At 73.5% G+C, this 23677-nt stretch carries 18 protein-coding genes and 1 tRNA gene; 3 read left to right on the top strand and 16 right to left on the bottom strand.

The window, feature by feature from the left end:
* Positions 1 to 126: 126 nt before the first annotated feature.
* From murD to dinB, 10 genes are all read right to left on the bottom strand, one after another.
* Complete coding sequence (murD, locus tag ABD652_RS09165) at positions 127 to 1908, bottom strand: UDP-N-acetylmuramoyl-L-alanine--D-glutamate ligase (RefSeq protein ID WP_344720518.1); 1782 nt, start codon at positions 1906 to 1908, stop codon at positions 127 to 129.
* Positions 1905 to 3008, bottom strand: a complete 1104-nt coding sequence (gene mraY, locus ABD652_RS09160; protein ID WP_344720516.1) for a phospho-N-acetylmuramoyl-pentapeptide-transferase — start codon at positions 3006 to 3008, stop codon at positions 1905 to 1907. The genes murD and mraY overlap by 4 nt, the downstream gene beginning before the upstream one ends.
* On the bottom strand, positions 3002 to 4495 hold the full coding sequence (locus ABD652_RS09155) for a UDP-N-acetylmuramoyl-tripeptide--D-alanyl-D-alanine ligase (protein WP_344720515.1): 1494 nt from the start codon (positions 4493 to 4495) through the stop codon (positions 3002 to 3004). The genes mraY and ABD652_RS09155 overlap by 7 nt, the downstream gene beginning before the upstream one ends.
* Positions 4492 to 6189, bottom strand: coding sequence for a Mur ligase family protein (locus ABD652_RS09150; protein WP_344720513.1), 1698 nt, complete (start codon positions 6187 to 6189; stop codon positions 4492 to 4494). The genes ABD652_RS09155 and ABD652_RS09150 overlap by 4 nt, the downstream gene beginning before the upstream one ends.
* Positions 6190 to 6406: 217 nt before the next feature.
* A complete protein-coding gene (locus tag ABD652_RS09145; protein ID WP_344720511.1) occupies positions 6407 to 8215 on the bottom strand; it encodes a peptidoglycan D,D-transpeptidase FtsI family protein in 1809 nt (602 codons plus the stop codon).
* 98 nt (positions 8216 to 8313) lie between these two features.
* Positions 8314 to 8979 (bottom strand): cell division protein FtsL, encoded by a 666-nt coding sequence (gene ftsL, locus ABD652_RS09140; protein ID WP_344720509.1) that lies wholly within the window; start codon positions 8977 to 8979, stop codon positions 8314 to 8316.
* A complete protein-coding gene (gene rsmH, locus ABD652_RS09135) occupies positions 8976 to 9980 on the bottom strand; it encodes a 16S rRNA (cytosine(1402)-N(4))-methyltransferase RsmH (RefSeq protein ID WP_344720507.1) in 1005 nt (334 codons plus the stop codon). Before rsmH ends, ftsL begins: the two co-directional genes overlap by 4 nt.
* A 141-nt stretch (positions 9981 to 10121) precedes the next feature.
* Positions 10122 to 10553, bottom strand: a complete 432-nt coding sequence (gene mraZ / locus ABD652_RS09130; protein WP_153143983.1) for a division/cell wall cluster transcriptional repressor MraZ — start codon at positions 10551 to 10553, stop codon at positions 10122 to 10124.
* A gap of 528 nt (positions 10554 to 11081) precedes the next feature.
* Positions 11082 to 11492, bottom strand: coding sequence for a DUF3040 domain-containing protein (locus tag ABD652_RS09125; RefSeq protein WP_344720505.1), 411 nt, complete (start codon positions 11490 to 11492; stop codon positions 11082 to 11084).
* A gap of 106 nt (positions 11493 to 11598) precedes the next feature.
* The gene (dinB, locus tag ABD652_RS09120) at positions 11599 to 12921 is read right to left on the bottom strand and encodes a DNA polymerase IV (RefSeq protein ID WP_344720503.1); all 1323 of its coding nucleotides are present in this window, start codon (positions 12919 to 12921) and stop codon (positions 11599 to 11601) included.
* Between the two features lie 87 nt (positions 12922 to 13008).
* Here dinB and ABD652_RS09115 point away from each other — a divergent pair, with 87 nt between their 5' ends.
* Together ABD652_RS09115 and ABD652_RS09110 are read left to right on the top strand one after the other, a co-directional pair.
* Positions 13009 to 14187 carry a polyprenyl synthetase family protein gene (locus ABD652_RS09115; protein WP_344720501.1) on the top strand — a complete coding sequence of 393 codons (1179 nt, stop codon included), beginning with the start codon at positions 13009 to 13011 and terminating at the stop codon, positions 14185 to 14187.
* Between the two features lie 53 nt (positions 14188 to 14240).
* The gene (locus ABD652_RS09110; protein ID WP_344720499.1) at positions 14241 to 16061 is read left to right on the top strand and encodes a protein kinase domain-containing protein; all 1821 of its coding nucleotides are present in this window, start codon (positions 14241 to 14243) and stop codon (positions 16059 to 16061) included.
* 16 nt (positions 16062 to 16077) lie between these two features.
* Here the strand turns inward: ABD652_RS09110 and ABD652_RS09105 are convergent, their stop codons facing one another.
* The 4 genes from ABD652_RS09105 to ABD652_RS09090 all read right to left on the bottom strand — a co-directional run bounded on the left by ABD652_RS09105 (position 16078) and on the right by ABD652_RS09090 (position 20716).
* On the bottom strand, positions 16078 to 17445 hold the full coding sequence (locus tag ABD652_RS09105) for a class II 3-deoxy-7-phosphoheptulonate synthase (protein WP_153143985.1): 1368 nt from the start codon (positions 17443 to 17445) through the stop codon (positions 16078 to 16080).
* A gap of 116 nt (positions 17446 to 17561) precedes the next feature.
* Positions 17562 to 19412, bottom strand: a complete 1851-nt coding sequence (locus tag ABD652_RS09100) for an AMP-dependent synthetase/ligase (RefSeq protein WP_344720497.1) — start codon at positions 19410 to 19412, stop codon at positions 17562 to 17564.
* 126 nt (positions 19413 to 19538) lie between these two features.
* On the bottom strand, positions 19539 to 19901 hold the full coding sequence (locus ABD652_RS09095; protein WP_344720495.1) for a hypothetical protein: 363 nt from the start codon (positions 19899 to 19901) through the stop codon (positions 19539 to 19541).
* Complete coding sequence (locus ABD652_RS09090) at positions 19898 to 20716, bottom strand: alpha/beta hydrolase (RefSeq protein ID WP_344720493.1); 819 nt, start codon at positions 20714 to 20716, stop codon at positions 19898 to 19900. The genes ABD652_RS09095 and ABD652_RS09090 overlap by 4 nt, the downstream gene beginning before the upstream one ends.
* Positions 20717 to 21019: 303 nt before the next feature.
* On the opposite strand from ABD652_RS09090, the gene ABD652_RS09085 reads away from it, so the two are divergent.
* The gene (locus tag ABD652_RS09085) at positions 21020 to 21718 is read left to right on the top strand and encodes a lysophospholipid acyltransferase family protein (protein ID WP_344721065.1); all 699 of its coding nucleotides are present in this window, start codon (positions 21020 to 21022) and stop codon (positions 21716 to 21718) included.
* A gap of 37 nt (positions 21719 to 21755) precedes the next feature.
* Here ABD652_RS09085 and ABD652_RS09080 read toward each other — a convergent pair whose 3' ends face one another.
* Both ABD652_RS09080 and ABD652_RS09075 read right to left on the bottom strand, forming a co-directional pair.
* Complete coding sequence (locus tag ABD652_RS09080) at positions 21756 to 23096, bottom strand: endo-1,4-beta-xylanase (protein ID WP_344720491.1); 1341 nt, start codon at positions 23094 to 23096, stop codon at positions 21756 to 21758.
* A gap of 285 nt (positions 23097 to 23381) precedes the next feature.
* A tRNA-Leu gene (locus ABD652_RS09075) sits at positions 23382 to 23465 on the bottom strand.
* Positions 23466 to 23677 lie beyond the last annotated feature (212 nt).

Below are 23677 nucleotides of genomic sequence, written 5' to 3'. Positions count from 1 at the left end.
GAGCATCTCCGGCTCCGCCTCCGGGCGGAGTCCGCGGCGGGCCGCCTCCGGGTCCCGGGCGGCGCCCGCGCGGCGCCCGGGCGTCGCTTCACCGGCGTCGCTTCACCGACGCCGGGTCCGCCGGCGTCAGGCCTCGGGCGTGGTGCCCGGGTCCGTCGTCCCGGCGTCCGCGGGCCGCCGATGGCCCAGCCGGTCCATCAGCTCCGCCACGGCCTCGATGAACGCCTCGCCGCGGGTCGCATAGGACGTGAACTGGTCCATCGAGGCGGCCGCGGGGGCCATCAGGACCGTCTGCCCCGGTTCGGCGACGCGGGAGGCCTCCTCGACGGCGGCCCGCATGGCCTCCCGGCCGTCGACGTCGGCGAGACGACGCTCCAGCGGAGCCGTCGAGCGGTCCGGCCGCCCGTCGTCGTCATCATCTCGCACGCCTCCGCCGACCACCGAGACGCCCGGCGCGTGTCGTCGAAGGCTGGATCTCAGCTGGGAGGAGTCGGTGCCCAGCAGCACCACGTGGCGCAGCCGGGGCGCGGCGGCGGCGACGAGCTCGTCGTAGTCGACGCCCTTGGGCAGGCCGCCGGCGATCCAGACGACGTCGGAGAAGCTGGTGAGCGAGGCCTTCGCGGCGTGCGGGTTGGTCGCCTTGGTGTCGTTGACCCAGAACACGTCGCCCGACTGGGCGACCGGCTGGATACGGTGCTCGCCGGGCTCGTGGGTGCGGATGCCCGCCTGCACCGCCTCCGGGGCGACGCCGGCCGCGCGGGCCAGCGCCGCGGCGGCCAGCGCGTCGGCCACCAGATGCTGCGGGGCCGCAGGCCCGAAGTCGGAGAGCAGCCCGAGCTCCAGGGCCCGGCTCCGGCGTGCGACCAGATACGCACGGTCGGCCAGGACGTCGTCGACGACGCCGACCATCGACGGGCCCGGCGCATCGGTGGTGAAGCCGATCGCCCGGCAGCCCTCCTGCACCTCGGCCTCGACGACCATCCGCTCGGTGAGCGGAGAGTCGGCGTTGTAGACGCAGGCGACCCGGGTGTTCTCGAAGATGCGGGCCTTGTCCGCGCAGTAGGCGGCGAAGCTGCCGTGCCAGTCGACGTGATCCTCGGCGACGTTCAGCACCGCCGAGGCGACCGGGTCGAGCAGCTCGGTGTAGTGCAGCTGGAAGCTGGAGAGCTCCACGGCCAGCGCGTCGTAGCCCTCCGGGTCGCGGATCGCGTCGAGCACCGGCATGCCCACGTTGCCGCAGGCCACCGCCCGGAGGTCGGCGGCGACGAGCATCGACTCCAGCAGCCGCACCGTGGTGGTCTTGCCGTTGGTGCCGGTGAGCACCAGCCAGTCGGGATCCTTCGCCCCGGGCCGCGGACCCAGCCGCCAGGCCAGCTCGACCTCCGACCAGACCGGCACGCCGTGCGCGGCGGCCTGGACGATCAGCGTCGAGTCGGGGCGCCAGCCCGGCGAGGTGACCAGCACGTCGGGGGCCGCGCCGTCGACCAGCGGCAGCGTCTCGGCGTGCTCGGCGCCCAGCCGGACGTCGTCCACGCCGACCAGTCCGAGCGTCTCGGCGCTGCGCCGCTGCCGATCCCCGGTCCCGGAGTCGACGACGACCACGCGCGCGCCCAGCTCGGCGAGCGTGTCGGCGGCGGCGAAGCCGGAGAGCCCGAGGCCGGCCACGGCCACGGAGAGCTCGCTCCACGGCGCGTCCCAGCCGCGCAGCGCCGGCAGCACCTGCGGCTCGCGCTCGGGCTCGGTGCGGGCGACGTCGAGGCGGCCCGCGTACTCCGCACCGGCGTCGCCGTCGTCGGCGGTGACGAGGCCCTCGTCGCTCGCGCCCTCGATCGTGCCGTCGTTCGCGCCCCCGGAGGCGCCGTCCTGCGGGTCCCGCGGGCCCTGCGCGGAGTCGGACCGATCCGTCATTGGAAGACCACCCATTCGCCGTAGAAGACTGCGAGCCCCAGGCCGACGGCGACGGCGCCGATGATCCAGAAGCGCACCACCACGGTGACCTCGTCCCAGCCCTTGAGCTCGAAATGATGCTGCAGCGGTGCCATCAGGAAGATGCGCCGGCCGCCGGAGATCTTGAAGAAGCCGACCTGGACGATGACCGAGAGCGAGATCAGCACGAAGAGCCCGCCGAGGATCACGAAGAGCAGCTCCGTGCTGGTCAGGATCGCGAAGGCCGCCAGCGCGCCGCCGAGGGCCAGCGAGCCGGTGTCGCCCATGAAGATCTTCGCCGGCGAGGTGTTCCACCACAGGAAGCCGATGAGCGCGCCGGTGATGATCCCGGCGAGCATCGCCAGGTCCAGCGGGTCCCGGACGCTGTAGCAGACCCCCTCGACGGCGCCGGGGCCGCCGCAGAGCTGGTTGTACTGCCAGATCGAGATGATCGTGTAGGCGGCGGTGACCATCGCCGTCGCCGCCGCGGCCAGGCCGTCGAGTCCGTCGGTGAGGTTCACCCCGTTCGTCGTCGCCGTGGTGATCAGGTTCGCCCAGAGGACGAACAGGATCCCGCCGATCACCGGCCCGGCGAAGGCCAGGTCCAGCGGCGTGTCACGGACGAAGGAGATCGCCGTCGACCCGGGGGTGCGCCCGTGGGCGTCGGGGAAGTTCAGCGCCAGCACGGCGAAGAGCACGCCGACGACGCCCTGCCCGAGGATCTTCGCCCAGGGGGTCAGCCCCAGCGACTGCTTCCGGCTGATCTTGCTGAAGTCGTCCGCGAAGCCCACTGCGCCCATGCCGACGGTCAGCAGCAGGAGCAGCAGCCCCGAGACCGAAGGGCCGGCGGCGTCGCGGGTGAGCGTCAGCAGCAGATGGGTGGCGAAGTACGCCACGACCACCGCCAGCAGGATCACCGCCCCGCCCATGGTGGGGGTGCCGCGCTTGACATGGTGCGAGGTCGGGCCGTCGTCCCGAATGAACTGTCCATAGCCGCGCCTGACCAGCAGACGGATGAACAGCGGCGTGCCGAGAAGCGTCAGCACCAGCCCCAGCACGGAGCCGATCACTACTCCTACCACGTGGTACCTGCCTTCCCGCTGCCGTCGAGGGCGTCGCCGGGCCGGCCGGCGACGCGATCTCCGAGCAGTCTAAGTCCTGCGCCGTGGGACGATTTGAACAACACGACGTCGCCGGTGCGCAGCTCGTCGGCGAGCAGCTCCTCGGCCTCGTCGGCGGTGGCCGCCCAGCGCACCTCCGCGCCCCAGCTCCCCTCCGCGATCGCGGAGCGGTAGAGCGGATAGGCCTCCTCGCCGACGACCAGCACCCGGGAGATGTCCAGCCGGACCACCGTCTCGCCCAGCTGGGCGTGGCGGGCGATGGATTCGTCGCCGAGCTCGAGCATCGCGCCGAGCACCGCGACCGAGCGGCGACCGGCCGAGCGGGAGATCATCGCCAGCGTCCGCAGCGCTTCGCGCATCGACTCCGGGCTGGCGTTGTAGGCGTCGTTGAGGATGGTCACCCCGTCGGCCCGCTCCGTGCGCTCCATGCGCCAGCGGCTCGAGGCCCCGCGGCCGTGCAGGCGCTCGCCGATCGCCGCCGGGCCCACTCCGGCGACGGCGGCCGCGGCCGCCGCGGCGAGCAGATTGGTCACATGGTGGGCGCCGATGAGTCCGCTGGTCAGCTCGACGGCGCGCGGCTCGTCGGGATCGACCAGCTCCGCGCCGAAGGCCAGGGTGAGCTGCGGGCGGCCGTCGTCGTCGAGCATGACCTGCTGGGCCGCGACCGCACGCGGGGCGACGTCCATCGAGTCGGCGGTGATCCAGGCGACCGGCGCGCGGGCGGCGTCGGCCATGGCGCGGACCTGGGGATCGTCGTCGTTGAGGATCACCGTGCCCTCGCCGCCGACGGCCTCGACCAGCTCCTGCTTCACCGCCGCGATCTTCTCCGCCCCGCCGAACTTGCCGGCGTGGGCGGAGCCGACCATCAGCACCACGCCGACGTCGGGCTCGACGATGGCGGCGAGGTCCCGGATGTTGCCGGGCGCGTCGGCGCCCATCTCGACGACCAGGAAGCGGGTCTCGAGCGCGGCGGTGAACACCGTCAGCGGCACGCCGACCTCGCTGTTGTAGGAGCCCTGCGGCGCCACAGTGGGCCCCTCGGCCTCGAGGATGCCGCGCAGCAGATCCTTGGTGGTGGTCTTGCCGGCCGATCCGGTGATGCCGATGACCGTCGTGGGCGAATGCGCGCGGATGCGGCGGACCACCTCGGCGGCGAGCCGCGCCATCGCGGCGACGACGTCGTCGACGATCACCGCCGGATGCGGCGTCCCGTCCTCGGCGGCGGTCTCGCGCTCGGCGAGCACCAGCACCGCGCCGGCGGCCAGCGCCTCGGCGATGAACAGGTGCCCGTCCGTGGTCTCGCCGGGCTTGGCGATGAACAGCGCCCCCGGGGCCATCGCCCGGGAGTCGGTGTCGGCGGCCGCGACGGTCGCCGCATGCGGGTCGACGACGCCGACGAGGCGCCCGTCGACGGCCTCGGCGACCTCGGCGGCGGAGAGCTCGATCATGTCTGCTCGGCTCCGATCTGTGTCATGTCGACAGTGGTGTCCTTCAGCGGCAGCGGCGTGAAGCCGCCCCGGCGCAGCGCCCGGTGCAGCTCGATCCGGTCGTCGATGGGCCGGTGCTCGCCCGCGTAGTCCTGGTGGACCTCGTGGCCGCGGCCGGCGATGATCACCGTGTCCTCGCCCGAGGCGACGGCGACGGCGCGTTCGATCGCCGCGGCGCGCGGCACGATCTCCTCCAGCTCGGTGGTCAGCGTGCCGGACTCGATCGCCTCGCGGGCGCCGGAGAGCACCGCCGCACGGATCTCTCCGGGGTCCTCGCCGTGCGGATCGTCGTCGCTGACGATGACGTGGTCGGCCATCCGCACCGCGATCGCCCCCATCGTCGGCCGCTTGCCGCGGTCCCGGTCGCCGGCGGCGCCGATGACCAGCACGATCCGGCCGTCGGGCTTGGCCGAGGCCGCGGCCTCGAGCGTGCGGATCATCGCGTCCGGATTGTGGGCGAAGTCCACCAGCGCGGCCGGCTCGTCGGCCAGCACCTGCATGCGGCCCGGGACGCTCACGCTGAACGGATCCTCCTCCTCCAGCGCGGCGACGACCTCCTCGCGGGAGAACTCCGCATCCGGTGCCTCGAGGACCATCACCGCGGCCAGGGCGGCGTTGGAGACGTTGAAGCCGCCGGGCAGGCCGGTGCGGGTGCGGATCCGCTCGCCGCTGCGCAGGTGGTGCAGCGTGAAGGACTGGCCGAGCCCGTCCGAGGCGACGTCGAGGACCTCCCAGTCCACCTCGGTCGGCTGGCCGGCGGTGGCCAGCGTGACCACGCGGCCGGTGGCCGCGGTCGCCATCCGGTGCCCCCACGGGTCGTCCACGGTGATCACCGAGGTCCGCGTGCGCCGTCGGGTGAACAGCTCCGCCTTGGCGGCGAAGTAGTCCTCCATGGTGCCGTGCATGTCCAGGTGGTCCTGGGTGAGGTTGGTGAAGCCCGCGACGTCGTAGTGCAGCCCCGCGACCCGGTCGTAGCTGATCGCGTGCGAGGAGACCTCCATCGCCGCCGCGCCGACTGAGCGTTCGCGGAACAGCGCCATCAGGCTGTGCAGCTGCACCGCCTCCGGCGTGGTCAGCTGCGAGGGGATGCGGTCGCCGGCGGCGCTGATCTCGATGGTCCCGATCAGTCCGGTGCCCCGCTCACGGCGGGCCATGAGCGTGTCCAGCAGCGCGCGCAGGAAGTAGGTGCTGGTGGTCTTGCCGTTGGTGCCGGTCACGCCGAACAGCGCAGGCCCCGAGATCGTCGAGTTGCCGTAGATGCGGGCGGCGGCCGGACCGGCGGCCTGCCGGACGCGCCGGACTTCGATGACCGGGATGCGATACCCCACCTCGGAGCGCACGGTGTCCACTCCGGCGTGGTCGGTCAGCACCGCGGCGGCGCCGGCGTCGCGCGCGGCCCGGATGAAGTCGGCCCCGTGGGCACGGGCGCCGCGGACGGCGACGAAGAGGTCGCCGGGCCCGACGGCCTGCGGGTTCATCGCCGCCCCGGTCACCCGCACCTCCGTCCAGAGCCGGCCGGCCGGGCTGAGCAGCGGGTCGTGGCCGGCGGCGTGCAGCTCCTCGACCAGCTCGCCGACGGTGGCGCCGGCCACCTGGCGGGGGCGGAAGACGCTGTCCTGCTCGGCGACGGACAGCCGGGCGTCGGTGCGGGGCATGAGGTCTCTCGTTCCGTGGTCGTCGGGGCGGAGGATCGCGGCGGGCGGGCATCCCGGGCGCGGCGGCACGCGCCCGGGCGGAGCAGGACCGCTCAGACGCGCCGGACGGCGGGGGCCGCCCGGGCAGGCTGTGCGGCCCGACCGATATGCCGTTGTATCACGGACCGGCCGGACGGCGGTCGGACGCGCCGCCCGTGGCCCTCCGACGTCATCGACGTCACCATGGTCTGTCCTGCTCCTCGCCGACGAACGCGTCGTAGGACTCGCTCTCCTCGCCGGTCGGCGCGACGTTGCGGGTGCTGAGCACCTGCGCCATCACGTCGTGGAAGGTGTCGGTGACCGTCCAGTCCTTCCAGTCGCCCTGCGGCCGGTGCACGGTGACCGAGACCAGATACTGCGGGTCGTCCAGCGGCGCGACGCCGACGAAGGAGGTGGTCAGGCCGTCGAATCCGCCCGACTCGCCGGCGGCCTGCCCGGTGCCGGACTTGCCGCCCACGCGATATCCGGCCACTTCGGCTCCGCCGCCGGTGCCGTGGTCGACGACGCCCTCCATGAGCTTGAGCATCTCCTGCGAGGTCTCCGACGAGAAGACCCGCTCGGACTCGCCGGCGTCGTAGGGCCGTTCCTCGCCGTCGGGGCCGATGGTCTCCGAGATCAGCCGCGGCGGCACATGCACGCCGTCGTTGGCGATCGTCTGGAACTGGTTGAGGTTGTGCAGCACCGTCGAGGTGTACCCCTGGCCGAACTGGGTCGTGAACGGCTGCCGGGAGTCCCATTCCTCCGGAGACCGCAGCAGCGAGGTCGCACTGGTCGGCATCCCGACGTCGATGTCGCCGCCGAGGCCGACCTCGCGCATCCAGTCGTAGCGCGTCTGCTCCGACATCTGGTTTCCGACCATCACAGTGCCGGTGTTGTAGGAGCGGGCGAAGATGCCCGCCGCGGTCATGTCGTAGGTGGCGTGGTTCATCGAGTCGTGGATGACCTGGCCGTCGAACTCCTTCTCGTGCGGGACGGTGTAGGAGTCCGTCGGCGAGACCACTCCCTCCTCCAGCGCGGCGGCGAAGGTGATGGCCTTGCCGGTGGAGCCCGGTTCGAAGTCCTGGGTCAGCGCCAGCGGGCGGCGGAAGAGCTCGTCGGTGGCGCCGGGGTTCGACGGGTCGACCGTCTGCGAGTCGGCCATCGCCAGGATCTCGCCGGTCTCGACGTCCATGACGGTGACGTTGCCCCACTCGGCGTCGTACTGGTGGGTCTTCTGCGCGATCGCCTCCTGGGCGAACCACTGCAGGTCCTGGTCGACGGTCAGCTGCACGTCGCTGCCGTCGACCGCGGGGGTCTCCTCCAGCGTGGCGGTGGGGATCCGCACCCCGTCGGCGCCGACTTCGAAGACCCGCTCGCCGTCCTCGCCGGAGAGCACCTCGTCCTGGGAGAGCTCGAGGCCGTCGAGCGGCTCCCCGTCGGAGCCCACGTAGCCCAGGATCGAGCCGGCCACCGAGCCGGAGGGATAGGTCCGCTGGGCGACCTGCTCGGCGTTCAGTCCGGGAATGCCCAGATCCATCGCCCGGCGGCGCTGCTCGGGGGTCACCGAGCGCGCCACCACCGAGTAGCGCTCGTCGCCGGTCATCCTCTCCCGCAGGGTCTCGACGTCGGCGTCGAGGATCTCGGCCAGCTGCCCGACGGCTTCGTCGACGGACTTCGTGGTGACCAGTCCGGTGGCCTCGTCCCGCACCCGGTAGTCGTCGACGAGCGTCTGGTCGACGGCGAGGTCGTAGCGCTGCACGTTGGTCGCCAGCACGTCGCCGTCGGCGTCCAGGATGTCGCCGCGCTCGGCGGGGACGGACTGGCTGCGCAGCCGCTCGGAGACGGCGGCCTGCGCCTGTCCCGAGGGGTCGAGCCCCTGGACCTGGAAGAGGCGCAGCCCGAGGACGGCCACCACCGCCAGACAGACGCACAGCACGATGCGCAGCCGCCACGAGACCATCGCCTCGTGCCGCCGTCGCCGGGTCGTTCCGCCCGTGGTGCTCGTCATCGTTCGTCCTCCTGCGCCGGCGTGGCCCGCCGGCTGTGCTCAGCCCCTCACGCCGTCGGGCGCACCCTGCGGCGCACCCTGGTGTGCGACGTCCCCGCTCAGTCCAGCGACGGCGCCGGAACGGTGCCGCCGTCGAGCCGATCGGCGGAGAACTGCTGGTCGTCCTCGACCGCGGCGCCGCTCTCCGGCGGAGGCGTCGAGGAGCGGGCCAGCGCGTCCAGCGCCCCGGCCCCCAGCGGTCCGGAGGGGGCCGCGGCGGCCTCCTCGGAGACGTCCATCGGTGCCGTGCCCTCCTGCCCGGGCACCGTCGGAGCCGGCACGAAGCTCGAGGGGCGGTCGCCCGAGTCCGCGGCCTCGGCCGATCCGACCACGGCGCCGGACTGCAGGTCGAAGGCCCCCGAGCGGGCGGGCATGACCATGCCCAGCGAGACGGCGCTGTCGGAGAGCACCTGCGGGGATTCCAGGTGCTGGACCTGCTGGGCCAGCGCCTCGTTCTGCTGGACCAGCTGCTGGCGCTGCTCGCTGAGCTCGACGACCCGGTACTGGGTCGTCGAGATGTGCACGTTGATGGCGAGCACGGCGATGAGCGCGGTGACCATCAGCCCGATGACCCCGCCGACCAGCCCGCGGTGGCGACGACGCAGCCGCGGCAGCGCCTGCAGGGCCGGTCGCGTCGCGTGCAGCGGGGAGCGCTGAGCGTCGCCCGGGGTCTCCGGAGCGACACCGGAGAGTCCCTCCGGCTCCGGGGCGGCCTGTGTGCTCATGTCGTGCTCCTCACAGCTCTGATCTTCTCAGCGGACCGCAGTTTCGCGGAGGCGGCGCGCGGGTTGGCGGCCCTTTCGGCGTCGTCGGGGGTCTCGGCGCCGCGCGTGACCGCACGGAAGGTGGGCTTGTGCTCCTCGAGCTCGACGGGCAGGCCCACCGGCGCCGAGGAGGTGGTGCGGGCGGAGATCGCCCGTTTGACGATCCGGTCCTCCAGCGAGTGGTAGCTCAGCACCACCAGTCGGCCGCCGTCGGCCAGCGCGTCCATCGCCCGCGGCACCGCGTCGGCGAGGACGTCGAGCTCCCGGTTGACGGCGATGCGCAGCGCCTGGAAGGTCCGTTTGGCCGGATGTCCGCCGGTGCGCTTGGCGGCCGCCGGCACCGCGGCGTCGACGACGGCGGCGAGGTCGGCGGTGGTGGCGAAGGGGCGGTCGGCGCGGCGGGCGACGAGGGAGCGGGCGATCCGGCCGGCGAACTTCTCCTCGCCCCACTCGCGCAGGATGGTGCGCAGCTCGGCCTCGGAGACCCGGGCCAGCAGCTCGGCGGCGGTCTCGTCCTCGGAGTCCTCGCCGCCGTCCATGCGCATGTCCAGCGGGGCGTCGTAGGAGTAGGCGAAGCCGCGCTCGGCCTCGTCGAGCTGCAGCGAGGAGACGCCGAGGTCGAAGAGGACGCCCGCGAGCCCGCGGCCGGCCGGGAGGTTCTCGGCGGCGACCTCGTCCACCCGGTCGTAGACCGTGCGGACGCCGCGAAGCCGGTCGCCGTAGGCGCTGAGACGCTCCCCGGCCAGCTGCAGGGCCTGCGGATCGCGGTCGAGCCCCAGCACGACGACGTCGTCCTCGACGGCGAGCAGCGCCTCCGCGTGGCCGCCCATGCCCAGCGTGGCGTCGACGACCACGGGGGTCTCGCCGGCGGCGCGGGCGGCGTCGAGGCCGGGCCGGAGCAGCTCGAGGCACCGGTCACGCATGACCGGGACGTGCCGCTCGGACGCCGCGCGCTCGCTCATCGTGCCTCCGTCATCGGGTCGGGGCCCTGCGACCGGTTCCCCCTCCGCTCCGGGGCCGCCTGACACCGGGGAAGGGATGTCAGGATGCGCCCGTCGCGGCGGGAGGACCCGCCCCAGGGACCGGGGGCCGTCCTCGCCGCCCTAGAAGAGTCCGGGGATGGCTTCCTCGTCGGTGGACGAGAACTCCGTCTCCTTCTCCTCCAGGTAGGCGTTCCAGGCCGCGGTGTCCCAGATCTCGGCGCGGTCTCCCGCGCCGATCACCGTGACCTCGCGGTCGAGGCCCGCGTATTCCCGCAGGGTGCCCGGGATGGTGATCCGGCCCTGCTTGTCCGGCACCTCGTCCGAGGCGCCGGAGAGGAACACGCGGATGTAGTCACGTGCCTGGCGTGAGGTCAGCGGGGCCTGGCGCATCTGCCGGTGGACGTTCTCGAACTCCTCGGCGGAGAACACGTAGATGCACCGCTCCTGTCCGCGCGTGAGGACCAGCCCGTCGGCCAGCTCCTCGCGGTACTTCGCGGGAAGGATGAGACGCCCCTTGTCGTCCATCCGAGGTGAGTAGGTGCCGAGAAACACAGCTCCCACCGCCTCACATGGTCGTGTCGGACCGCCTCCATAGACCCTGTTGCCCTCTGACGCCCCCACTTTACCCCACTTCGCCCCACTTTCAACCATGATCTGCCCCAGATCCACCGGAACACTCTGCAGCGGCCTGCGGAACAGCCTGCTGACCTGGGGATTCTGCAGTGGAGGGCCGTGGAGCACCGTGGGGAGGACAGTGGAGGGAACTCGGCGGCACGGCAGGGCGCCGCATGGCCGGACCGGTGCCGCGCCGACGGCGGCTGAGGCGCGCCGGTGCCCTGTCGGGCCGCGCCAGGACACGGATCGCGGGGGTCGCGGCGCGCCGGCGTCCCCGTCCCTTGCGCCGCTCGGAAGCCCCCCGGAGGCCGAGGCCGGATCAGGCGGAGTGGAGGGACGGGGAGGGAGGACGCGCGGCGCCGCCCCCGGACACGACGAAGGCCCCCGCAGTCGCTGCAGATCAGCGACCGCGGGGGCCTTCGGAGAGGTCTCGGGAGTCGGCGGAGCGGGCCGGAGGGCCGCCGGTCACTCCTGGCGCCGACGCTCCTCCCAGCGCTCCTCGAGTCCGCTCATGAAGCTGCCCGAGGGGCTCGGCGCCGTGCCGCGCGGGCCGCCGCCTCCGCCGCCTCCGCCGGAGCCGCCGTCGCCGCCCGAGGAGGAGCCGCGGCCGGAGGAGGTGCCGCCGGTGGTGGCGAAGTACACGCCGCCGCCCATGATCAGGAAGCCGCCGACGCCCACCGGGATCCACTGGTTATAGATGCCGAGGATCAGCACGACGAGGCCGACTACGGCCACGAGCAGGCCCAGCACCAGCCGACGCACGTCGACCGTGCCGGTGGGCGCGTCCTGCATGGACGTCGCGAAACCGGGGTCCTCGGTCTGGAGCTGCTCCTCCAGCTCCTTCAGCATGCGCTGTTCTCTCTCTGAGAGTGCCATCGTGGGCTCCTTGCAGTTGCCGGCCGATCTCCCGGGCGCCCTCGGCGCCGTGCCAAGCAGTCATTCCGCCTGGGTGCTCATTCTACCGCCTGATCGGCGCGCTCACCTAGCCGTGGTCGCGTTCCTCTCCGGGCTCCGTTCCGGGTCCCGCTCCGGGCTCCGTTCCGGGTCCCGCTCCGGGCTCCCTGCCGGACTCGGCTCCGGCACCGTCGGGAGCTCCGCCCCTGCGCGACGTCGGGCGGCGGAGCAGCGAGGCCGGCGCCACTCCGCCCGGGTAGCGGGCGGCGACGGCGTCCAGCGCCTCCTCGGCGTCGATCCAGTTGGTCTCGGTCCGGTCGAAGCTCAGCTGCAGACCGGCGTCGTCGCCGCTGAGCGCCTCGGCGCGCAGCCCGATCAGCCGCACCGGCTGGGCCAGCACGCCGAGCCCGTCCAGCAGGCCCGCCGCCTGCCGATGGAGCACCAGCGCCGACTGCGTGCTGTGACGCAGCGTGACGCTGCGGGTCAGCGTCTCGAAGTCCCGATAGCGCAGCTTGAGGCCGACCCGGCCGGCGGCATGCCCGCCGGCGCGCAGCCGGGAGGCGACCCGGTGGCTGAGCCGGAGCAGCTCGGCCAGCAGCTCCTGGCGGGAGTCGACGTCCTCGGCGAAGGTCTCCTCGGCGCCGAGGCTCTTCTCCTCGCGGGAGGTCTGCACGCCGCGGTCGTCCTCGCCGCGGGCGAGGGCGTGCAGCTGGTCGCCGATCGCGCCGAAGCGGGCGCGCAGCATCTCCGCCGGCGTCTCGGCGAGCTGCTCGACGGTGGTGATGCCGAGGCGCTCCAGCGCCTCGGCGGTCTTCGCCCCCACGCCCCAGAGCGCCCGCACCGGCAGGCTGTGCAGGAACGCGAGCCGACGGCGCGGCGGGACCAGCAGCAGGCCGTCGGGCTTGGCCCGGGTCGAGGCGATCTTCGCGATGAACTTCCGGTCGGCGATGCCCACGCTGCACGGCAGGCCGAAGCGCGCCCGGGTCTCGGCCCGGAGGTGCCGGCCGATCTCCTCGGGGTCGCCGAGCCGGCGCCGTGCGCCGGTGATGTCCAGGAAGGCCTCGTCGACGCTGAGCTGCTCGACGGCGTCGGTCACCTCGCCGAAGAACGCCATGATCGACGCCGAGATCTCGCGATAGCGTCCCTGATGCGGCGGCAGCACCAGCGCCTCCGGACTGAGCCGCCGGGCCCGGGCCAGCGGCATGGCCGAGCGGACGCCGTCGGCGCGCGCCTCGTAGGAGGCCGAGAGCACCACTGAGCGGCCGCTCTCCTGGGCGACGATCAGCTTGCGTCCGCGCAGCTCCGGACGCTCGAGCAGCTCGACCTCGACGAAGTAGGCGTCCATGTCGACATGAGCGATCACCCGCCCCGGTGCCCCGCCGCCCGACGGCGCCCCTGTGCTGCCTGCCATGGGGGCCACGATACCGGCCGGCGGGGACACGGCCGACGGCGCCCTCGACTAGGCTGGGTGCGGCCGTCGACGCACAGGAGGAGCAGCATGACCAGCCCCGATCCCGGGACCCCCGCGGCGCCGACCGGACCCCCGGACGGCGCCGCATCCGCCGACGCGGCCCAGCGCCGCCAGATCGCCCGGGTCTCGGAGGCCTGCGCGACGTTCCTGGCCGCCCGCGCCGAGGAGGTCGACGACGTCTCCCCCGCCGGCGCCCCGCTGGTCGAGGCGCTGACCGAGCTCACCCGCGGCGGAAAGAAGCTGCGCGCCGTGCTGGCCTGGATCGGCTGGCGGGCCGCCGGCGGCTCCCCCGACGCCGAGGCGCCGGTGCGGCTCGGCGCCGCGCTGGAGCTCTTCCAGGCGGCGGCGCTGATCCACGACGACGTCATCGATCGCTCCGACACCCGGCGCGGGGCGCCCAGCGCGCACCGCCGGTTCGAGCAGCTGCACCGCGGTGCCGCCCATCGCGGCGAGGCCGGGCACTTCGGCGTCAGCGCCGCCGTCCTCGCCGGCGACCTGGCCCTGTCCTGGGCCGGCCAGGCCTTCGGCGAGGCGCAGGACGCCGCCGCGGCCGAGCGGACCGGCGCGGAGGCCGACGACGCCGGGCGCGAGGCCCGGCTGCGGTTCCACCGGATGCACACCGAGGTCATCGCCGGACAGTACCTGGACGTCCTCGACGAGGTCCGCGCCCCCGCCGCCTCCGCGAGCGAGGCCCTCGACCGGGCCCGCCGGGTGCTGCGCCACAAATCGGCCCGCTATTCGACCGAGCATCCGCTGGTCCTCGGCGCGGCCCTGGCCGGAGCGCCCGCCGCGCTGCGCGAGTCGCTGGCCGCGGCCGCGCTGCCGACCGGCGAGGCCTTCCAGCTGCGCGACGACCTGCTCGGCGTCTTCGGCGACCCGGAGACCACCGGCAAGCCGGTGGGCGACGACCTCCGCGAGGGCAAGCGCACCGAGCTCATCGCCCACGGGCTCTTCGGCGCCTCCGAACAGCAGGCGCGCGAGCTGGAGGCGATGCTCGGCGAGCCCCGGCTGACGGCCGCCGAGGTCGAGCGCGCCCGCGAGATCCTCCTCGGCGCCGGCGCGGTGGAGGCGGTGGAGGCCTCGATCGCCGAGCTGGTCGCCGCCGCCCGGACAGGCACCGAGCAGCTGCTCGCGCTCGGCGCGGCCGCCGACGTCGTCACCGACCTCCAGACGGTCGCCGACCGGCTCGTCCGGCGCAGCCGCTGACCGTCAGGGGCGCCTGCGGCTCACGTCCGGGCGGGTTCGCTACCCTGGTCGGCGTGAGCACCGAACACTCCGACCCCTGGATCGGGGCGACCATCGACGGCCGCTACGCCGTCCGCGACCGCGTGGCCCGCGGCGGCATGTCCACGGTCTACCTGGCCCATGACACCCGCCTGGAGCGCGACGTCGCGCTGAAGGTGCTCTTCCCGCATATGGCCGAGGACCGCAAAGTCGTCGACCGCTTCGAGCAGGAGGCGCGCAACGCCGCGCTGATCTCGCACGACAACGTCGTGCGGATCCTCGACCAGGGGCAGACGCGCGAGACCGCCTATCTGGTCATGGAGCATGTGCCCGGTGCGACGCTGCGCACGCTGCTCAAGCGCGGACCGATGACGCCGCGGCTGGCGCTGACCTACGCCGAGGCCGTCCTGCAGGGTCTGGCCGCCGCCCACCGGGCCGGGCTGGTCCACCGCGACATCAAGCCGGAGAACGTGCTGGTCTCGCGCGACGGACGCATCAAGCTCGCCGACTTCGGCCTCGCCCGTGCGGCGACGCACCATTCGGGGACCAGCACGCTGATGGGCACCGTCGCCTACATCTCCCCGGAGCTGCTCTCCGGCGAGGGCGCCGACGAGCGTGCCGACATCTATGCCGTCGGCATCCTGCTCTACGAGATGCTCACCGGCGTCCAGCCCTACGTCGGCGAGTCCCCGGTGCGCGTGGCCTTCCAACACGTCAACTCGGTGGTGCCGCCGCCCTCGGAGACGGTGCCGGGGCTGGCCGCCGCCCTCGACGAGCTGGTCCGCGCCGCGACGCGTCCGCGCGCGGCGGACCGTCCGGCCGACGCCGACGCGCTGCTGGAGCTGATGCACCGCCTCGCCGCCGACCTCGACGACGACCAGCTCGACAGCGCGCCCTCCCCCGCCCCGGCCGTCCCCGCGGCCGACGGCGCCGCGGGCGCCGAAGGTGCCGAAGGCGCCGGCACGCCGCAGGAAGCCGGCAGCCCCGATCCGGACGGGGCGGAGGAGACCGTCGCCGAAGCCCCCGCCGACGCCGACGCCGCCGCGACGGCGACGCGGCGCGCGCCCGCCGGTGCCGCGGCGGACCTCGACGCGACCACAGTGCTGGGCACCGGCGAGGACTTCCCCACCACGCAGGACGCCGCGGCCTGGGACGACGACGTCGCCGCCGCGCTGCAGACCGCCCGGTCCGGCGCCGACGACGGCGAGGAGGACCGGCAGACTGTCGCCGAGGTCCCCACCGACGCCTTCCGGGCCGATCCCGATGCTCTCGCCGCCGCGGCGACGCCCGCCGAGGCCGCCGAGAGCGAGGCGCAGCCCACGGAGGCCCTCGCGGTCTCCCGGCCGGCGGCCGCTCCGGAGCGGCATCACGACGAGCCGTTCGCCGCCGCCGTCTCCCCCGAGGCGGCGCGGGGACCGCATCGTCCCGGCGAGGGGGCGCCGGAGCCCGGTCAGGACACCGGCGAGTTCTCCGCGCAGGGCGCCTCGCCGCGCCCCGGACCGCGGCGTCGCTCCGGCGCCGGCCCGCTGGGTCCGTGGGGCGACCGCGTCGCGGAGCGGCTCCGCCGTCGCGACCCGCACGCCGTCGAGCGCCGACAGCGGCAGCGTCCGACGGTCGCGCTGGCACGGCCCACGGCCACGCGCCGCTGGCTCATGGTGGCGCTGCTGCTCATCGGCACGGCGCTGCTGATCCTGCTCGCCTGGCACCTCGGGCTCAGCCCGGGGATCGTGCCGAGTCTGGGCGGAGAGGCCGGCCCGCCGTCGAGTCCGGTCGCCGTCGCCGGCACGACAGACGCCTCCGCGGCGAGCCTCGTCGGGAGGCTCGCCGCGGAGACGTCGGGAGTCGTCGGAGCCTGACGGGGCGCCGGGATCCTCAGCGGCGGCTGAGCGCCTCGGCCACCAGGAAGGCCATCTCCAGCGACTGCTTGTGGTTCAGCCGCGGGTCGACCAGCGACTCGTAGCGGCCGTCGAAGGCGGACTCGTCGATCACGTCCGATCCGCCCAGGCACTCGGCGACGTCGTCGCCGGTCATCTCCACATGCAGCCCGCCCGGGTAGGTGCCCAGCGCACGATGGACCTCGAAGAAGCCGCGGACCTCGTCCATGATGTCGTCGAAGCGCCGGGTCTTGTAGCCGTTCTTCGCAGTGATGGTGTTGCCGTGCATGGGGTCGGTGACCCAGACGACCTGGGCGCCGGAGTCGCGGACGGCCTCGACCAGCGGCGGCAGCTTCTCGCGGATGTTGGCCGCGCCCATGCGCGTGATGAAGGTCAGCCGGCCCGGCTCGCGGTGCGGGTCCAGCTTCTCGATCAGCGCCAGCGCCTCCTCCGGCGTGGTCTTCGGCCCCAGCTTCACGCCGATGGGGTTGTGCACCCGGGAGAGGTAGTCGATGTGGGCGCCGTCGAGGTCCCGCGTCCGCTCGCCGGCCCAGAGGAAGTGCCCCGAGGTGATGTACGGCTCGCCGGTGCGCGAGTCGATGCGGGTCAGCGCACGCTCGTAGTCGAGCAGCAGCGCCTCGTGGGCGGCGTAGAACTCCGTGCGCTTCAGCCCCTCGAACTCGACGCCGCAGGCTTCCATGAAGCGCACGGCCCGGTCGATCTCGCCGGCGATCTGCTCGTAGCGCGCGTGGGCGGGATTCTCCATGAAGCCCTTGTTCCACTGCTGGACCGCCCGCAGGTCGGCGAAACCGCCCTCGGTGAAGGCGCGGACCAGGTTCAGCGTCGACGCCGAGGTGTTGTAGGCCTTCACCATGCGGCGCGGGTCCGGCTCGCGGGACTCCCGGGTGAAGTCGAAGCCGTTGACGATCTCGCCGCGGAAGCTGGGCAGGGTGACGTCGTCGCGGGTCTCCTCGTCCGAGGAGCGCGGCTTGGCGAACTGGCCGGCCATCCGGCCCATCTTCACCACCGGCAGCGAGGCGCCGTAGGTCAGCACCGCGGCCATCTGCAGCAGCGTCTTGACCCGGGCGCTGATCTTGTCGGCGGTGGCGCCGTCGAAGCTCTCGGCGCAGTCGCCGCCCTGCAGCAGGAAGGCCTCCCCCTGGGCCACGCGGGCCAGCCGGCGCTTGAGGTTGTCCACCTCGCCGGCGAAGACCAGCGGCGGATTCGCCGAGAGCTCCGCCACCGAGGCCTCGAACTCCGGGTGGGAGTGCCAGGTGGGCTGCTGGCTCAGCGGCAGGCGGCGCCACTCGTCGAGCCCCGGATAATCCGCGGCACCGGTGTGCAGGATCTCTCCGGGCGCGGTCAACGGGGTCTCGGCGGGGTTCTCAGGCGTTGCAGTCACGGCACCAGACTACGGGGCGGCGCCGAGGCTGACCAATGGTGCCGCAGGACCGTCCGGCATCTGGACGGCGCGCCGGCGGATCAGCCGGCGGATCCCTCCGGGGCGGGCCCCGCATCGCGGTTCTGCTTCGCCTCGGCGTAGAGCGCCTCGACCTCCTCGGCGCAGTCCTCCATGACCACCGGCCGGCGCAGCTTCATCGACGGCGTCAGATGCCCCGTCTCGACGGTGAAGTCCTGCCCCAGCACGCGGAAGGCCCGGATCGACTCGGCCTTCGAGACGCCCTCGTTGGCCCGGTCCACCGCGTCCTGGGCGGCCTGCCGGACCGTGTCGAGGCCGGCGGCCTCGGCCGCCGGGATCTGCGGGTCCAGGCCGTGGCGCTCCAGGAAGCCGGGCAGGGCCTCCTCGTCCAGCGTGAGCAGCGCGGCGACGAAGGGGCGGGCGTCGCCGACCACCACGGCCTGGCTGATCAGCGCGTCGGAGCGCAGCGCATCCTCCAGCGGCGCCGGTGAGACGTTCTTGCCGCCGGCGGTCACCAGGATCTCCTTCTTCCGCCCGGTGATCACCAGGCAGCCGTGCTCGTCCAGATGCCCCAGATCGCCGGTGCGGAACCAGCCGTCGTCGGTGAAGGCCTCGGCGTCCAGGTCCGGCCGGCCGTGGTAGCCGTGGAAGACGCAGACGCCCCGGCCGAGGACCTCGCCGTCGTCGGCGATCCGCACCCCGCAGCCGGGCAGCGGCGGGCCGACGGTGCCGATGCGCAGGTCGTCGGGGACGTTGACCGTCAGCGGGGCGGTGGTCTCGGTGAGGCCGTAGCCTTCCATGATGGAGAGCCCGATGCCGTGGAAGAAATGCCCCAGCCGCTCGCCCAGCGGGCTGCCGCCGGAGACCGCGTGGGTGACGCGGCCGCCCATGCGGCGGCGCAGCTTGGAGTAGACCAGCGCGGAGAACAGCCGGTGCTTGACGGTGAGGGCCAGCGGGACGCGGCCGGCCTGGCGCGCCCGCGACCAGTCGACCGCAGTCTGGGCGGCCTTCTCGAAGATCTCCCCCTTGCCCTCGTCCTGGGCCTTGGTCAGGGCACCGTTGTAGATCTTCTCGAAGAGCCGGGGCACCGCCAGCAGGAACGTCGGGCGGAAGGTCCCCAGGTCCTCGACCAGCTGCTTGATGTCGGCGGTGTGGCCGACCGTCGCGCCCGAGGCGACCGCCAGCACGGAGATGAACCGCGCGAAGACGTGCGCCAGCGGGATGAACATCACCGTCGACTTCTCCGGGTTGATCACGTCGCCGAGCCGGTGCATGGCCTCCAGCGAGAGCTCGGCGAAGTTGCCGTGGCTGAGCACGCAGCCCTTCGGCCGACCGGTCGTCCCGGAGGTGTAGATCAACGTGGCGGTGTCGGCCAGCCCGGCCCGCGAGCGCCGCTCCTCCACGACGTCGGCGGTGACACTCTGCCCGTCGGCGCGCAGCGCCTCCAGGTGCCCGGCGTCGATGCTCAGCACCTCGCGCACCCCGGTGAGCTTCTCCTGCTCGACGGCGCGGTCGACGACGCCGGCGTGGGTCTCTCCCTCGACGAGCACCAGCGAGACGGCGGCGTCCTGCACGATCCAGGCCACCTGGGCCGGCGAGGAGGTCTCGTAGATCGGGACGGTCACCGCCCCGGCGTACCAGATGGCGAAGTCCAGCAGCGTCCACTCGTAGCGGGTCGACGACATGATCGCCACCGAGTCGCCGGGCTCCACGCCGCGGGCGATGAGTCCGGCGGCCAGGGCGGCGACGTCGTCGCGGAACGCGCGCGCCGAGATCTCGGTCCATTCACCCGGGGTCAGCTGCCGGGCGAAGAGGCTGTTGTCGGGGTCGCGGGCGACCTGGCGCTCCAGCAGATCCGTGATGTTCAGGTCTGCGGGTGCGGCGGCCCGGGACGGGACGACGTGTTCCTTCACAGCGCGACTCCTCTGTCGGATGCTCGGTCGGACGACCCGCGGGCGAGGCGGGCCCCTGTGCTCTGCCTCACATGGTCTACTCCACAGTAATGTCCCCCGGACATGCTGTCCACGCGGGCCGTCGGCTCAGACCTGGGCTCCGTCCCCGGATCCGCCGCCGCGGCTGCGCGGCATCTGCAGGAAGAGCACCACCAGGCCGAGCACGGCGACGGCGATCAGCGCCGGGGCCAGCCAGGACGGCGCGGCCCCGGGAACCCACGCGGTGATCAGCACTCCGACGATCCCGCCGAGGGCCATCAGCGCGCCGAGCACGACGCCGGGCCGGGCGCCGGCCAGCGGATTCTTCGGATTCGGCGGGGTGAAGTCGTCGGCCTCGTCGAGGGCCCCCTCGTCGAGGCTCCAGTCGCGCGGCCCCCGACCGCCGACGGGGCGGGATCCCCCATGTCGGTCGAACACGGGACTGGGCTCGTCATCTCGGTGCGGGCTCATCGGTCCTCCGCCTCTGCTGTCTCGTCGTTCCGCGGGACGCGCCGGTCGGCGGCCCCGGTGAGGAAGCCGCGGACCTCCGCGGCCACCCGTTCGGCGTCATGGTCGAGCGTGGCCACGTGCCGGGACCGGCGGAGCACGACCTCTCGCAGGCTCGCGCCGGTCAGCCTCTCCCCCAGACTAGCCGCCGCCGCGCGCGGAAGGACACCGTCCTGCGCCGAGCGGAGCAGTAGCACCGGGGCCTCGACGGCCCCCAGCTCGGCGCGGACCTCGGCGGCGAGCCGGTCCAGCTCCGCGACGCCGCGCACCGGCGTGCGCGGATACGCCTCCTCCCGGACGCCGGCGCGGGCGATGTCGCCGGCGATGGACCCGACGCTCGGCATCAGCCGCCACAGCAGGCGGGCGGCGAGCCCCTGACCGGGGCGCAGCCGCAGGGCGGGGTTGATCACCGCGGCCGCGCTGACGGGCCGGCGGGCGGCGACCTGCAGCGCGAGCGTCCCGCCCATCGAGAGGCCCGCCACGCCGACGGTGCGGCAGCGCCGGGCGAGCCCGTCCCAGGCGGACAGCGCGGAGTCGGTCAGCGCCGCCCGCGGCGTGCGGGCCAGGTCGCGCCATGCCGTGCCGTGCCCGGGCAGCAGCGGAGTCTCGACGAGGAAGCCGGCCTGCTCCAGCGCCTCCGCCACCGGGGCCATGGTCGACGGCGCCGAGGTGAAGCCGTGGAGCAGCAGCACGCCGTCGGGCCGGGCGGGGTCCTGCTGCGGAGCCGCGCGCCGTGCCTCGCGGCGCGGCGCGTCGGGCAGTGCGGCGTCCTCCCTCATGCGGTCCAGACTACGGGGCGGGCCGCGGGGAGGCGGGACCGGCACCGTCCCGCGAGCCGCCCCTGCCGCCTCGGGCCGCCAGACCGTAGAGTGGTGCTGGACCGGCCCCTCGTCGGCCGGGCACCGGCCGCCCGACGCTCCGTCCAGCTCTCCGTCCAGCTCTCCGTCCAGCTCTCCGTCCAGCTCTCCGCCCGGCCCTCGGGCCCGCCCCCTCCCCGGGCCGTGGCGCCCGCCGACTCGTCCGCCGATCTGCTCGCCGATCTGCTCGCCGATCTGCCCGCCGAAGGAAGGATCCGCCCGCCCGTGTTCTACTACGTCGCCAAGACCTTCGCCGTGGGGCCGCTGGCCAGGGCCCTGTTCCGCCCGTGGGTCAAAGGCCTCGACCACATCCCGGAGGACGGGCCGGCGATCCTGGCCTCGAACCATCTGTCCTTCTCCGACTCGGTCTTCCTGCCCGTCATCGTGCCGCGGCCGGTGCGCTTCCTCGCGAAGAAGGACTACTTCGTCGGCTCCGGGCCGAGCGGTTGGCTGACCCGGAAGTTCTTCGATATCACCGGACAGATCCCGATGGACCGCTCCGGGGGCCGCGCCAGCCAGGACTCGCTGAACGCCGGCGAGCGGGCGCTGCACGAGGGCGCGCTGCTGGGCATCTACCCGGAGGGCACGCGCAGTCCGGACGGCCGGCTGCACCGAGGCAAGCTCGGCGTCGCCCGGATGGCGCTGAAGACCCGCGTCCCGGTGATACCGGTGGCGATGATCGGCACCGACAAGGTCCAGCCGATCGGCAGGAAGGTCCCCACCCCGGGGCGTCGCGTGGGCGTCATCATCGGCGAGCCGATGACCTTCGACGCGCACTACGACCACGTCGACGATCGCTTCGCCCAGCGGGCAGTCGCCGACGAGATCATGTACCAGATCATGCGCCTGTCGGGGCAGGAGTATGTGGACGCCTACGCCGCCGACGTCAAGCGACGCCTGGAGGCCGGGGGCGCCGCCGACTGAGTCGATGCCGCCCCCGGTCCTGTCGGGACGGGTCCGGTCAGAGGCCGGCCTGGTCGAGGATGCCGCGGCATGCGGAGAAGGCCTCGTCCTGCTCCCAGGACTCGGCGCCCTCGGTGTGCTCGACCAGCGTGCGCTGCAGCGTGCAGTAGGACGACTTGCGCTCGTAGTCGCCCTCCATGATCAGCGCGTCGCCCTCGCCGGGGAATGTGCCCGGGACCCAGCTGTGCTCGTCGAGGGTGCCCCACACGGTGAAGGAGGTGCAGCCCTCCACCGCCAGGCAGGCGTCCAGGACCTGCGCGTAGCGTTCGGCGGCGCCGGCGCGGTCCTCGGGGCTCATCTGCCCGTCCTCGCCGACGGTGCCGCGGACGTCGATCTCGGTGACGGCGGTCTTCAGGCCCAGGGCGTCGAAGCGCTCCATGTTGGCCTGCAGCGAGTCGTCGAAGCCGTACTGCATGCTCAGGTGCGACTGCGCGCCGAAGCCGCCGACCGGGACGCCGCGCTCGAGCTGCGCGGCGGCCAGCTCGTAGTAGGCGTCGGTCTTCGCGTTGATCCCCTCGGCGTTGTAGTCGTTGTAGAACAGCGTGGCCCCGGGGTCTTCCTCATGGGCCCATCGGAAGACGTCGTCGAGGATCCCCGGGCCGAGCTCGCGCAGCCAGATGTTCTCCTCGGTGCGCAGCCGGCCGTCGCCGGTGAAGATCTCGTTGGCCACGTCCCACTGGTCGATGCAGCCGGCGTAGCGGCTCACCACAGTGCGCACGTGGTCCTCCAGGATGGCGTGCAGCTCCTCGGCGCTGTAGTCGCCGTCCTCGAGCCAGTCGGGGTTCTGCGAGTGCCAGAACAGCGCGTGGCCGCGGACGTCGATGCCGTTCTCCTGCGCCCAGGCGACCACGGCGTCGGCCTGCTCGAAGTCGTACTCGCCCTCGGCGGGACGCAGCGACTCCCACTTCAGGTAGTTCTCCGGCGTCACCGAACTGAAGTCGGCGGCCAGCACGTCGCGGTACTCGGCGTCGTCCGGGAAGGGGTCCGGGTAGTCGGCGTCGGCATGGTGGCCGCCGCCGGCGGCGATGGTCCCGATGACCATGCCCTCGGGAGCCACGGCGGCCAGGCTGTCGCGCGCCGGCTCGGCCGCGCCCTCCGCAGAGCCGAATCGGCAGGTCTCGCCGCCGGCGGCGTGGTCCGGGCGGCCGGGCGTGCCGGCGTGGTCGGGCCGGCCGGGCGTGCCGGCGTGCTCCGGGGCGTTCGCGGAGCGCTGCTCGGCGCCGACGCCGTGCGGGCCCTGGCCGCCCGGAGCGGCGCCGGCGGCGCCGCCCATCGTCAGGGTCAGGGCCGAGGCGCAGAGCGCCGCCGCGGCGGCCCGTCGGAAGATGGCCGATGGCATGGGAACCTCCTGAGTCGAATGATCCGATCAGACAGAACCGGCGGATTCACCACGGAGTGACGTGCCGCACGTTTTGTCTTCCGGTGAGACTATTCAAGGCCCACTGGGGTGTCAACGGTCACAGGAGGTGCACCCCCGCCAGGACATCCGGAACGGGACGGCGGGAGGGAGCGGCGGGAGGGAACGACGGAGGGGCGGCGCCATGACGGCCGATCGACGGGCCGGGCGCACGACAGAAGCCCCGGGCCGATCCGCTGAGGATCGATCCGGGGCTTCTGCGACTCGTGCGCGAGGGGGGACTTGAACCCCCACGCCCGTGAAGGCACTGGCACCTGAAGCCAGCGCGTCTACCTATTCCGCCACTCGCGCGAGCGTCGCTCCGACGAGCTGCTCGGAACCCGACTCACGACCTTCCGGCCGCTCGCCGTTCCGGCCTCTCCGCCGAACAACGGAATCCATCTTATACACGAGAGGAGGCGCATGCATAATCGAGAGTCCGTGACGCCGACCACACCCTCACTGCAGCATCGTCTTGTCGTCGAGCACCGCACCCTTGAGCCTCGAGAACTCCGTCAACAGAT

The organism is Nesterenkonia halobia (assembly GCF_039536005.1).
Taxonomy (GTDB): Bacteria; Actinomycetota; Actinomycetes; order Actinomycetales; family Micrococcaceae; genus Nesterenkonia; species Nesterenkonia halobia.
Note: the sequence above shows the minus strand (reverse complement) of the source record. Positions and strands in the feature narration are given on the sequence as shown.

Bases quoted from the DNA above. Each gene is read 5' to 3' on its own strand.
- murD (WP_344720518.1), bottom strand. From the start codon at position 1,908: ATGACGGATCGGTCCGACTCCGCGCAGGGCCCGCGGGACCCGCAGGAC.
- ABD652_RS09155 (WP_344720515.1), bottom strand. From the start codon at position 4,495: ATGATCGAGCTCTCCGCCGCCGAGGTCGCCGAGGCCGTCGACGGGCGC.
- ABD652_RS09150 (WP_344720513.1), bottom strand. From the start codon at position 6,189: ATGCCCCGCACCGACGCCCGGCTGTCCGTCGCCGAGCAGGACAGCGTC.
- ABD652_RS09145 (WP_344720511.1), bottom strand. From the start codon at position 8,215: ATGACGAGCACCACGGGCGGAACGACCCGGCGACGGCGGCACGAGGCG.
- ftsL (WP_344720509.1), bottom strand. From the start codon at position 8,979: ATGAGCACACAGGCCGCCCCGGAGCCGGAGGGACTCTCCGGTGTCGCT.
- rsmH (WP_344720507.1), bottom strand. From the start codon at position 9,980: ATGAGCGAGCGCGCGGCGTCCGAGCGGCACGTCCCGGTCATGCGTGAC.
- ABD652_RS09125 (WP_344720505.1), bottom strand. From the start codon at position 11,492: ATGGCACTCTCAGAGAGAGAACAGCGCATGCTGAAGGAGCTGGAGGAG.
- dinB (WP_344720503.1), bottom strand. From the start codon at position 12,921: ATGGCAGGCAGCACAGGGGCGCCGTCGGGCGGCGGGGCACCGGGGCGG.
- ABD652_RS09115 (WP_344720501.1), top strand. From the start codon at position 13,009: ATGACCAGCCCCGATCCCGGGACCCCCGCGGCGCCGACCGGACCCCCG.
- ABD652_RS09095 (WP_344720495.1), bottom strand. From the start codon at position 19,901: ATGAGCCCGCACCGAGATGACGAGCCCAGTCCCGTGTTCGACCGACAT.
- ABD652_RS09090 (WP_344720493.1), bottom strand. From the start codon at position 20,716: ATGAGGGAGGACGCCGCACTGCCCGACGCGCCGCGCCGCGAGGCACGG.
- ABD652_RS09080 (WP_344720491.1), bottom strand. From the start codon at position 23,096: ATGCCATCGGCCATCTTCCGACGGGCCGCCGCGGCGGCGCTCTGCGCC.